The organism is Nitratireductor sp. CH_MIT9313-5, from assembly GCF_037029545.1.
Classification (GTDB): Bacteria; Pseudomonadota; Alphaproteobacteria; order Rhizobiales; family Rhizobiaceae; genus Chelativorans.
Map to the genome: position 1 here is coordinate 900305 of NZ_JAYMER010000014.1, position 10994 is coordinate 911298.

Here is a 10994-nt window from a genome sequence, read left to right on the forward strand (position 1 = left end):
CGGGTGCTAGATAATCACTCATGGTCTTCGTCGAACTCGCAATTCTCTTCATCCTGATCCTTTTCAATGGCTTCCTTGCCATGTCGGAACTGGCGGTCGTCTCCGCCCGTCCCGCGCGCCTGAAGGCACGTCGCGACAAGGGTGCCGCCCGCGCGCTGAAGCTGTCATCCGATCCCGGCCGCTTCCTTTCCACCGTTCAGATCGGCATCACCCTGGTCGGCGTTTCGTCAGGCGCGGTTTCGGGCGCAACACTTGGTGTGCGCCTGTCCAACTGGCTGGCCTCCGTCGGACTCGAGCCATCGCTTGCAAATCCGCTAGGTGTCGGCCTCACCGTTGCCCTCATCACATATTTTTCGCTCATCATCGGCGAGCTGGTGCCAAAGCAGCTCGCGCTCAAGAATGCCGAAGGCATCGCGATCAAGGTCGCGCCGATTATGGGCTTCATCGCCAGGATAGCCATGCCTCTGGTCTGGCTTCTTGATATTTCGGGCCGCGCCGTCATGATGCTGCTTGGCCAGGACAGCGAACAGAGCCAGCGTGTCACGGACGAGGAAATCCGCACGCTGATCGCCGAGGCCGAACACTCCGGCACGATCGCCACCGACGAGCGCCGCATGATCTCCGGTGTCATGCGCTTCGCCGACCGCAACGCCCGCGCAATCATGACCCCTCGCAACGAAGTCGAGTGGCTGAACATAGACGACAGTGATGAAGTCCAGGCGCAGGTCCTTCGCGAGGCCACTCACTCGTTCCTGCCCGCGGCAAGCACCTCCCTGGACAATGCGACGGGTGTTCTGCGCGTGCGCGAAGTGTTGGCGGCGCAACTGTCTGATCCGCAGGTCACTGTGGTGGACTACATCAAACGCGCACCCGTGGTGCACGACAATACCGGCGCGCTGGATGTGCTGGCACTCCTGCGCGATGCGGATGTACCCATGGCGCTGGTACACGACGAATACGGTACCTTCGAAGGCGTGATCACGCCTGCGGACATACTTGAAGCCATCGCGGGCGTGTTCCGCGCGGACATAGACGATGGCGACCGCGAGGTCGTCACGCGCGAAGATGGCTCCCTGCTGCTCCCGGGCACACTTCCCGCAGACGAGGCAGCAGATCATCTGCGCATCACGCTGCCGACCGAACGCAATTACTCCACCCTTGCGGGCTACCTGCTGACCCATTTCCAGCAATTGCCACGCACGGGCCAGAAGGTTGAAGCAGAAGGCTGGCGCTTCGAGATCGTGGACATGGACGGCAGACGCATCGACCAGGTCCTGGCAACCCGCCTGCCCTCACAGGACGGCAATGAGAGCATGGAAGCCGACAGCGACTGAACGCGCTGCCTGGCCTTAGTCTTCCGGCGGAACGGGCATGGGTTTGCCCGTCTCGTCCAGCGCAACCATGATGAAATCGGCCTGCGTGACCTTTACGCGCCCCTGATGCAGATAGCGCTGCGCCCATGCCTCGACCCGCAGATTGATTGATGTCCTGCCGATCGAGTTGATCTTGGTGTAGATGCACAGCGTGTCGCCGATCTTCACCGGACGCTCGAATGACATCTCCTTGACGGCAGCCGTCACGACACGACCCCGGGCCCGCTCGGCAGCACGTATGCCGCTTGCCAGATCCATCTGCGCCATCACCCAGCCGCCGAAAATGTCGCCTGCCGCATTGGCATCACCCGGCATGGCAAGTGTGCGCAGCGTCAGCTCGCCATCTGGCTGTTCATTGCTGCTCGTTGCTTCATCCGCCATCACGACCACCCCGAATTGCTGTGACCTCCACTTGCTGTAGCCCTCCGGCGAGGAAGCGTCAACTGATCGCTGAACTTCGTTCACGCTTTCTAACAAGGTGCGGGTATTCTGGAACACAGCCGCCACTCTCCTGTTGGGAGGGCGAAGACGGGATTTTCCCGCTTCAAGAAATTCCAAGGGAGTGAGACATGAACAATCTTCTCAGGAAGACGGCACTTGCCGCCGCCGTGTCCGGCCTGGCCTTCGCTGCCCATGCTCAGGACACCACCAACCCGACCGCCAGCGCAGCACCCGACGCGCCAGCTTACTGCGATACGCCCTGGCACAGCATTGACGGAAATGATGACGGCTTCGTTTCAAAAAGCGAAGCGACCGGCATGATGGAAACCCGCTTCGGCGAACTTGATGCGGATGGTAATGGCGAAATTACCAAGACGGAATATGTGGACTGCATGACCCGCACTGGCGGTCAGACCGCCGCCGAGGCTGACCGAAACGAGCAGAATTTCGCCGAAGCCGATGCAAATGCCGATGGCCAACTCGACCGTGAGGAATTCCGTCAGGCCGCCAAGGAAGCCTGGGACCGTAACAGCGGCAACATCTCCACGCAGATGAAAGACGATGACAGCACGACAACAGCTGCATCCGAGACCGGGAATGATGACGCCATGAGTGGCGATCAGGAACAGGCTGACGCAAGCACCACGGGCGCGGAAAATGACGCATTGCTGGTTCTGCGTCGCTATGTATGGCTAACGCCGGACGAAGACGAAACCACGCTCTCCGGCATGAGCGAGGATGAGGCAGCGGCGCGCTCTGCCGTAACCTTCAACGCCCTCGACAAGAACAATGACGACATTGTCGACACTGCGGAATGGTCCGAGCGTACGCCGCAATCCGGCATGAACGAGGATTGGGCTTCAGCGGACTTCGACAAGCTTGATGGCGATGCCAGCGGAGCTATCACGCGCGATGAATACAATCAGGCGCAAAGCCGGATGCTGGACGAAACGACGACTGCGTCCACCACTGCCGGATCGTCCGGTGGAAGCAATGACGACGCTTCCGCATCGACTGCCGAGGCTTCGAGCAATGGTGAAGCCTACAATGATGACAGCGGCATTCCCGTCTACATCTATCGCTTCCACACCTTCTAAGTGAGGCGATACCCTTTGCATCTCCTCATGCGGGGGGATGTGCAGCAGCAAGTCCGGATGCGGAAGACCCTCATCCGGACTTGTTATTTGCGATAATTTTCAACAGCTTCAACGAAACAGCGGAATCATCTCGAAAAGAACCTGAATCACTTTCTGACCCGCTTGATTCATCCTCTCAAGTGAAGCCGTGAGCCAGCATCTCTGTGACGGACTTTTCCAGCAAGTGCCACCCACCCGGCACCCAGCCGAGGGAATGAAGCTTCCCGGTTTCCATCGCGTTAACGGCTGAAGCATCACCGCGCTCCGGCAGGACAAGTCCTTCCCGTCCGGCTTTCTCCTTCACGATGGCAAGCAGATCCCGCCGGTCCAGCAGCAGATCGGAAACGTTGAATGCATGCCCGGATATCGCCGCGCCTGGCGCCTCCAGCATCAGGCGAACGGCAGCAGCGACATCTTTCCCATGGACTTCCGTTGCCACGCGCGGCTCGATCGCCTCGCCATTCAGGAACTGCGAGAAAAGCGCGCTCCATTTGTGCTCCCCGCCCGCACACGCACTGCCATAGACCCCGGTGACGCGAAGACTTGAGGTGATGAAATCCTCGGTACTCATCGCCTTCAGCCCGGCCTCCACGTCGCGTTTCACCACGCCATAGAGCGTCTCCGGCTCCAAAGGTTCGTCCTCGCCGAGGGTCTTGCCACCTGCCTTCGTTCCATAGACGGCTCGCGTCGATAGGAAAACCGTCCGCTTCGCGTCGCGCCGCCTTGCCTCTTCAAACAGAGCCAGTGAACCCTCGCGATTGCGCCGCTCAAAGCCTTGCGGATCCTTCCCCTCCCCGCCGCGATAACGTCCGGGCAGATGGTCGAATGCACAGTGCACGAGGTAATCGCAGTGGGGTACTCCTTGCTCGCGCACAGCCTCCGGCTCCAGCGAGAGCGGTGCATAGCCGACGGCGCGTGAAAACAGATCGGGCGCGGGCGCGTTCCGCCCCATCACGGTGACCCTGTGACCGGCCTCAAGCAGCGCCTCCACAATGAAGCGCCCAACATAGCCCGTACCGCCTGTAACAACGCTGTGTGGCTGTGTCACCGTCGGGCCTGCGGATTGGCCAGCTGGTCGATTTTTGGCAGGTTCTCGCCGGTGTAATAGGATTGCCAGAGATCAATCAGCGGCTTCAGCTGATCAGCCTTCGGGTGGTCTTTCTGCCAGGGCTTTTCATACTGGTAATGCACCACATGCACCGATTGCCAGTCCCACAGTTCCGGCATGTTGAACCAGACATATTGCAGCATGTTGAAGAAGACTGGCAGCCCATGCCACTGCGGGAAGAAGGCCTGCAGGAAGGTCTGATCGGTACGCCGCCAGAAGGCTTCCGGCGCATCCAGCATCGCCATCATCCGCGAGAATGTCTCCTCGCTCGGACGCGCGACGAAGACGCCGGAATTCATGCGATGAAAGTCGCCGAGCCCTTCATAGACATTGGGTGCCGCGGAAAATTCGGGATAACCGAACAGCCGGTCGATATTGCGCACCACCACCGCATCAGCATCAATGAACACGACACGTTCATACTCAACCAACTGCCAGAGACGCAGCTTGGCGAAATTGTCGAGCGGCGTATGGAAGGCCGGCTTGTTGCCCTTGGTGAAGGGCGCATTGGCATGAAGCCGTTCGCGCTGGTGACGGGCATTGAACTCCGGCGACGTGTCGAGAAGCTCGGCCTTGACCAGTCGCGCCCCGAGCTCTGCCAACGGCGCCAGTTCCTGGCTGCCAACACCACCCGTATGCAGGACCAGAATGTCGGCGTCCGTTCCGCTCAGTTTCAGCGACCGCACAAGTGCGGTCGCCCCCATCGCATAGTCACCATTGGTCACCAGCGTCGCATAGGCGTAAGCGCCGTTTGCCATCACGTTCCTCTATCGCAGGAAGGGCAACAGCCCCACGGAGATCTGCGGTACGTATGTGATGAGAACAAGACAGGCAAGGCAGACCAGGACGAACGGGATCAGCTTCGGCACCACCCTTTGCAGCGGCAGGTTCGCCACCTGACAGGCCGCAAACAGGTTCACCCCAAGCGGCGGCGTGATCATGCCCAGCGCCAGATTGACCACCATGATCAGGCCGAAATGGATCAGATCGATGCCGAAGAGTGCGGCCACGGGCGCCAGGATCGGTGCCAGTACGATAATGGCTGCGGAGGTCTCGATAAACATGCCCACAAAGAACAGGAACAGGTTCACCGCCACGAGGAAGGCCACCTTGCTCTCCGTCGTTCCCGCGATCCATTCGCCCACAGCCGCCGGCACGCCAGCGCGCGTGATGAGGAACGAGAAGAGCCCGGCGGCAGCGATGATGAACATGATGACCGTGGATGAGATGACCGACTTGCGCAGCACATTCATCAGGTCGTTCCAGCCAATGCTGCGATAGACGAAGACACCCAAAAACAGCGCGTAGAACACCGCCACGACCGAAGCTTCGGTCGGCGTGAACACGCCCTGATAGATGCCGCCCACGATGATGACCGGCATCAGAAGCGCAAGCAGCGCCTGGCGAACCGCCGTCACGAAGTCGAGACGATCCACATGGTCGTTCTTCCCCCAGCCTTTCACGCGGCAATAGATATAGACGAAGAGCATCAAGGCGCTTGCAATCAGAACACCGGGCCCAATACCTGCCACAAAGAGCGAACCGATCGAGACTTCGGCACTCACGCCATAAAGGATCAGCGGGATGGATGGCGGAATGATCACGCCCAGCTCTGCGGATGTCGCCTGCAGCGCTGCGGCGAAGCTGGTCGGATAGCCGTGACGCGTCATGGCCGGAATGAGGATTGCGCCAATGGCAAAGGTCGTTGCAACAGAGGAACCGGAGACCGAGGCGAAGATCATGCAGGTCAAGACGCAGGAGCATGCCAGACCGCCCTGCACCCCACCGACAATCGTCTTGGCAAATTCGACCAGCCGCGCGGAAATACCGCCTGCTTCCATCAGATTGCCGGCGAGAATGAAGAACGGTACCGCCATCAACGGAAAGGAATCGATGGAGGTCATCAGCTTCTGCGCGGCCACCAGGAGCGGCAGCGGCGTGAAGAAGGCGATACCGCCGATGGACGCCGCAGCAACGGCGATTGCGATCGGCACACCGAGCGCAAACAACACGATCATGGAAAGCATCATGAAGGAGGACATGGCTTAAACCTCCACCTCGAGCCCGGCCTGTGGCGCTGGCTCTTCCCCGAACAGTTCTTCTGCAAGCCGTGCCAGCACCGCGAAAACGCAAAGCGCGCCACTGACCGGGATCGCCGCATAGACAAGCGCGATGGAAATCCGCGCACCGGTGAACGGGTCGGTCAGCCCTGCCAGGCTTTGCGAACTCGTGCGCATGGTCATGAGCCAGCCATAATGGATCATCACGAAAAGCACGCAAAGCGTCAGCACCGCGATCACTACGGCCAGCACCTTGCGAATTGCCTTGGGAACAGAAATTATGAGTATGTCGATCGAAATGAGCGCGCCCTGCCTGAGAGCGGCTACCAACCCCATATAGACCATCCAGATCATCAGTGAGCGAGCCGTCACTTCCGACCAGGTGGAAGGGCTTTCGATCACGAAGCGGGTGATGACCTGGTAGAAGGTCACGCAGGCCATGACTGCCATGAGCAACATGGCAAGCCCCAGCGCGAGCTTTACGATTATCCGGTCAATCAGGCGCAGGGCTGCAAGCATGCTTTCCTCACACAATTCGACCGGGCAGAAAGTCTGCCCGGTCCGGTTTCAGCGAAGCATTATCGCTCAATATTCGTGGTTGCGGATGGCATCGAGACGATCGGCACCGAACTGCTCGGCATATTTCGCCATCAGCGGCTCAAGCTCGGCCTCGAATGCGGCGCGGTCGACTTCCTCGGTCACCGTCATGCCCTGCTCCTTCAGCACGGCCACGCCGTTTTCAGCATCGTCGCGCACCTTCTTGCGCATGGCAGCAGCAGCCGTCTTCGCAGCCTGACGAAACGCGTCCTTCTCTTCATCCGAAAGGCCGTCCCAAACAACTGGCGAAAGAATGATGAGGGCTGGCGAATAAACGTGGTTGGTCAGCGACAGGTGCTCCTGCACTTCCGAGAACTTCGCCGACAGGATCACGCCGATCGGGTTTTCCTGACCGTCAACCGTACCCTGCTGAAGCGCGGTGAAAAGCTCCGGGAAAGCCATCGGGGTCGGCAGGATGCCGAATTCCTTGAAGGCTTCCATGTGAACCTGGTTCTCCATGGTGCGGATCTTCAGGCCTTCCGCATCGGCGGGCGTTTTGACCGCGCGCTTGGAATTGGTCAGGTTGCGGAAGCCGTTTTCGCCCCATGCCAGCGCGATCAGGCCATGCTCGGGGAACTTGTCGAGGATTTCCTGGCCGATCGGACCATCGAGAACGGCATGGGCATGCTCGTAGCTCTTGAAAAGGAACGGGATATCCGTGATCAGCGTGTCCGGCACGAAATTGCCGACAGGGCCGGTCGAGGTGATGACAACATCGACGGTGCCGATCTGCGCGCCTTCGACCATTTCACGCTCGCCGCCAAGGGCGTTGGCCGGATATTGCTTGATGGTGAACTTGCCGTCGGTGAGCTTTTCCAGCTCCTCACCAAAGGCCGTCGCGCCCACACCATAGTGCGAATCCTGCGACAGCGAATAGCCGACTTTCAGCTCCGCCGCCTGCGCGACGCTCGTGAGAAGTGCGGCAGCACCGGCGAATGCCAGCGCTCTGGACATGAATGACATGGTATTCCTCCCAAATGAAACGCGTTGCGACCATGTCGCAGCGCGTTTCTTTTTGAAAGTTGCGTCGAACCCTGTCAACCAGACCAGTTTATGTCCGTTTATTAGGACACACTTTTCAAACGTTTTCCCTCTGGATCGCGTTCGATGGTGGGAGCGATGTCCTTGGTCCAGGCCGAGACGGAAGGAATGCGCGAGCGGTCGACACGGTAGGCATATTTCTTCGCCACCTCGACAACCTCCGACAGAAGCCCCTCTTCCAGCGTGGTGGGGTTGAGACCGAGCTTCAGGAACTGCTCGTTGCGAACGACAAGATCGTTCTCCGGTGCTTCCTTGCGCGGATTGGGCAGATAGGCGACCTTCGCACCCGTCATCTTCGCGATAAGCTCGGCCAGATCGCGCACACGGTGGGTCTCGGTCATCTGGTTGAAGATCTTGACCTTGTCGCCCCGCGCCGGCGCATTCTTCAGCGCGATTTCCACGCAGCGCACCGAGTCCTGAATATGAATGAAGGCGCGCGTCTGCCCGCCCGTGCCATGCACGGTCAGCGGGTAGCCGATGGCTGCCTGGATAAGAAAACGGTTCAGGACCGTGCCATAATCGCCATCATAGTCGAAACGGTTGATGAGCTGCTCGTTGATGCGGGTTTCGGCCGTATGCGTGCCCCAGACAATGCCCTGATGCAGATCGGTAATCCGCACGCCGTCATTCTTGGCATAGAACTGGAACAGCAACTGATCGAGACATTTGGTCATGTGGTAGATCGAGCCCGGATTGGCCGGGTAAAGGATCTCCTGCGAAGCCTTCTCGCCTGCCAGCGTTTCCACATCGACCGGCAGATAGCCTTCCGGAATGGCCGCGCCTACATTGGAGTAGCCATAGACGCCCATCGTGCCCAGATGCACCAGATGCGCGTCGAGCTCGATCTCGACCATCGCATTCAGCAGATTGTGCGTGGCGTTGACGTTGTTGTTGACCGTGTAGTTCTTGTGCCGGTCGGATTTCATAGAATAAGGCGCGGCGCGCTGCTCGGCGAAATGCACGATGGCGTCGGGCCGATGGTCGGCAAGCCAGTTCTTCAGTACATCATAGTCGCGCGCAAGATCGATCAGGTGGAAATGGATGCGCCGTCCGGTCTCCTTGTGCCAGATGCGCGTGCGCTCCTGGATGGAGTCCATCGGCGTCAGTGATTGCACGCCAAGCTCGGTATCGATCCAGCGACGCGAGAGATTGTCGAGAATGTGAATCTCGTGACCCTGCGCGGACAAATGCAGCGCGGTGGGCCAGCCCACAAAACCGTCGCCACCCAGAACAGCAATTTTCATGACAAGCGAATCCCTTCCAACAATGATTGGCGCTGCTTAACGCGCAATTGTGACATGTATAGTAAGCCCGCGCAGCCGGCGAAAGGACTTCATCGGCAGGCGGCAGGCGAGGCCACAGCCACCACGATAAATCAGGGGTTCATTTATTGGCCATATTCCGGCATCATGATCGCTTGTGCAGGCGACCAAGAGCCATGAGGGGGTTGGCTTCATGGTACGGGCAAGCCCATCGGCTGTCCGCTGAGGAAGGAGACCGGACAATGAGTAAGTCCGGAAATATGGTAAGCGGCATTTTTGACACCACGGACATGGACGAGCTGAGCCGTGTTGTTGATGCGGTATGTTCCGAGTTGGGAATAGAGGCCACTGACGCAAAGCGGCGCGAACGCGTTGCGCGACGAATGCTGGCAAGCTGGGAAGCCGGACGGCGCACGCCGCTGGTTCTCGTACAGGCGGGCCTTGACGGCGCGCTCTGCCAGAAGACGGCCTGACCAGACGCGGATACCGCAAAGCCTCCGAGATAAAACAACTGCAGCTTTGCCTGCCAGGTTCTATTGCGCGCCGCGATGAGGCATCTGCGCACGCGCCCTCATACCGTCCCACTTGATCCGCGGCGTCGTGCAAGCCTCGCTTTTGCTGCAAAAGGCATGAGTAACGAAGCGACCCATTTGCCAGCCCGTGGCGAGCGACCACAGCGAATAGCCCACCATGAAGGATAGCGCGAAGGCTGCTGGAACGCTTAAGCGGTGCATGCTGGCTTTTCCGTCTCCCCGTTTCCCTTTCCTCCCGAACGTTTTCACCGCCATGAAGTTCACGAAATTTTACAGCTGGCAGGCATATGGTTAATCCGGCCACGATATCTGATCGAGCACGGCACGCTCCTCCTCGGTGTCCAGGGTCATCTTGAAGAGATCGCGCGGATGTTTGAAATCATCGGGATGCGTCTCGCGCAGGATTTCGTAGACCGCCTCGCGCCGCGTCCATGCCAGAAGCACCCCCTGAAAGGCCGCGCGCAACTTTGCGAGCGAAAGCTCGGAAAACCGGTCGATGCAGGAGAGCATGTCGACATCCGGTGAGCCGCGACACTCACCGCGCCGCCGGCACATTTGCGCCTCGCAGCCGCGGCACAGCCCCTGCTCGTTGGCCACCAGCCGGAACATGGCCTTCATCTCCGGCCGCGGCAGGCGAACGCCCTTGCGCGGATGCGGCGGCAACTGTTCGTCCGGATCAAGCCCGGCCTGCGCCTTGCGCACGCTGGCCAGAATGTCGAGCAGTTCCTGCCGCGCCTCCGCGGGCAGCTCGTCCAGCTTGTCCTGCAATGTCACTTTGGTTGTTGCCATGAACCTCATCCTTGCCTTATGCGCGCGCCTCACCGTCCCCGCAGACGGTTGCCTGCAGGCTGGAGCCAATGGTTTCGGGAAACGGGGCGCGTTTTCCGTGCCTCTCTGTTGGTAATTGGTGACGCGAAAAACGCGCCCCGCCGGCCGCTGTCCCGCAGGTGGTCGGTCACTCCGGCCCCGCTTGTTGACCCCGGCTGCACCTTCTTCAGGTGGTCTTTGCCGGGCAAGCGTTGCCCTCGCGGCTTCTCCGCAGCTTTCGCATCGTCTGTCACCCGATGCTACCGGCCGCCGACCTGTCGCAGGCCCTCACATGCTCCGGGTACCGAACCCGAAGGGGAGGCTGCCGCCGCCCTCCCCGACTGCCCGGTGCGCATCCGGGTTCCCGTGAGGGCGATGGGGGGAGTGTAGTGCGGGTGGAGATGGCGGGGATGGAATGAGTGAATAGTGAGTAGTGAATAGCGAATAGGGAGGGCCTTCATCAACGCCGTCATTTCATGGTTTGGCCATGAGATTCAGGGATTTGGCGGGGATAGCGGGTGGTGAAGGCGGAGATGGAGTGCGTGCTGGGGTGGTCGGGTTTTATCCTCGCCGCTCCGGCATGGATCCTCGGGTCGGGCCCGAGGATGACGAGGTGGAAGGGTGACTTACAAGCAG

At 59.9% G+C, this 10994-nt stretch carries 11 protein-coding genes; 3 read left to right on the top strand and 8 right to left on the bottom strand.

All coding sequences use genetic code 11. From position 1 onward, the window contains the following. Positions 1-20 precede the first annotated feature (20 nt). A complete protein-coding gene (locus WA367_RS11885; protein WP_336056942.1) occupies positions 21-1334 on the top strand; it encodes a hemolysin family protein in 1314 nt (437 codons plus the stop codon). A 15-nt stretch (positions 1335-1349) separates the two neighbouring features. Here WA367_RS11885 and WA367_RS11890 read toward each other — a convergent pair whose 3' ends face one another. Continuing rightward, complete coding sequence (locus WA367_RS11890; protein WP_036479538.1) at positions 1350-1754, bottom strand: acyl-CoA thioesterase; 405 nt, start codon at positions 1752-1754, stop codon at positions 1350-1352. Positions 1755-1942: 188 nt separating this feature from the next. Here WA367_RS11890 and WA367_RS11895 point away from each other — a divergent pair, with 188 nt between their 5' ends. After that, on the top strand, positions 1943-2911 hold the full coding sequence (locus tag WA367_RS11895) for an EF-hand domain-containing protein (protein WP_336056943.1): 969 nt from the start codon (positions 1943-1945) through the stop codon (positions 2909-2911). A 175-nt stretch (positions 2912-3086) separates the two neighbouring features. Here WA367_RS11895 and WA367_RS11900 read toward each other — a convergent pair whose 3' ends face one another. The 6 genes from WA367_RS11900 to WA367_RS11925 form a co-directional block, all read right to left on the bottom strand. Then, on the bottom strand, positions 3087-3998 hold the full coding sequence (locus WA367_RS11900) for an NAD-dependent epimerase/dehydratase family protein (protein WP_336056944.1): 912 nt from the start codon (positions 3996-3998) through the stop codon (positions 3087-3089). Beyond that, positions 3995-4816, bottom strand: a complete 822-nt coding sequence (locus tag WA367_RS11905; protein WP_336056945.1) for a glycosyltransferase — start codon at positions 4814-4816, stop codon at positions 3995-3997. The genes WA367_RS11900 and WA367_RS11905 overlap by 4 nt, the downstream gene beginning before the upstream one ends. Positions 4817-4825: 9 nt before the next feature. Beyond that, complete coding sequence (locus WA367_RS11910) at positions 4826-6100, bottom strand: TRAP transporter large permease (RefSeq protein WP_336056946.1); 1275 nt, start codon at positions 6098-6100, stop codon at positions 4826-4828. Positions 6101-6103: 3 nt separating this feature from the next. Next, on the bottom strand, positions 6104-6637 hold the full coding sequence (locus WA367_RS11915) for a TRAP transporter small permease (protein ID WP_336056947.1): 534 nt from the start codon (positions 6635-6637) through the stop codon (positions 6104-6106). A 66-nt stretch (positions 6638-6703) separates the two neighbouring features. Next, a complete protein-coding gene (locus WA367_RS11920; RefSeq protein WP_336056948.1) occupies positions 6704-7678 on the bottom strand; it encodes a TRAP transporter substrate-binding protein in 975 nt (324 codons plus the stop codon). Between the two features lie 101 nt (positions 7679-7779). Next, positions 7780-9000 (bottom strand): NAD-dependent epimerase/dehydratase family protein, encoded by a 1221-nt coding sequence (locus WA367_RS11925; protein WP_336056949.1) that lies wholly within the window; start codon positions 8998-9000, stop codon positions 7780-7782. Positions 9001-9260: 260 nt separating this feature from the next. Here WA367_RS11925 and WA367_RS11930 point away from each other — a divergent pair, with 260 nt between their 5' ends. Next, positions 9261-9491: a hypothetical protein gene (locus WA367_RS11930; RefSeq protein ID WP_336056950.1), complete on the top strand. Its 231-nt coding sequence runs from the start codon at positions 9261-9263 to the stop codon at positions 9489-9491. A gap of 351 nt (positions 9492-9842) precedes the next feature. Here the strand turns inward: WA367_RS11930 and WA367_RS11935 are convergent, their stop codons facing one another. Next, positions 9843-10340, bottom strand: coding sequence for a hypothetical protein (locus tag WA367_RS11935; RefSeq protein WP_336056951.1), 498 nt, complete (start codon positions 10338-10340; stop codon positions 9843-9845). Positions 10341-10994: the final 654 nt, after the last annotated feature.

Bases quoted from the DNA above. Each gene is read 5' to 3' on its own strand.
- WA367_RS11885 (WP_336056942.1), top strand. From the start codon at position 21: ATGGTCTTCGTCGAACTCGCAATTCTCTTCATCCTGATCCTTTTCAAT.
- WA367_RS11890 (WP_036479538.1), bottom strand. From the start codon at position 1,754: ATGGCGGATGAAGCAACGAGCAGCAATGAACAGCCAGATGGCGAGCTG.
- WA367_RS11895 (WP_336056943.1), top strand. From the start codon at position 1,943: ATGAACAATCTTCTCAGGAAGACGGCACTTGCCGCCGCCGTGTCCGGC.
- WA367_RS11905 (WP_336056945.1), bottom strand. From the start codon at position 4,816: ATGGCAAACGGCGCTTACGCCTATGCGACGCTGGTGACCAATGGTGAC.
- WA367_RS11910 (WP_336056946.1), bottom strand. From the start codon at position 6,100: ATGTCCTCCTTCATGATGCTTTCCATGATCGTGTTGTTTGCGCTCGGT.
- WA367_RS11915 (WP_336056947.1), bottom strand. From the start codon at position 6,637: ATGCTTGCAGCCCTGCGCCTGATTGACCGGATAATCGTAAAGCTCGCG.
- WA367_RS11920 (WP_336056948.1), bottom strand. From the start codon at position 7,678: ATGTCATTCATGTCCAGAGCGCTGGCATTCGCCGGTGCTGCCGCACTT.
- WA367_RS11925 (WP_336056949.1), bottom strand. From the start codon at position 9,000: ATGAAAATTGCTGTTCTGGGTGGCGACGGTTTTGTGGGCTGGCCCACC.
- WA367_RS11930 (WP_336056950.1), top strand. From the start codon at position 9,261: ATGAGTAAGTCCGGAAATATGGTAAGCGGCATTTTTGACACCACGGAC.
- WA367_RS11935 (WP_336056951.1), bottom strand. From the start codon at position 10,340: ATGGCAACAACCAAAGTGACATTGCAGGACAAGCTGGACGAGCTGCCC.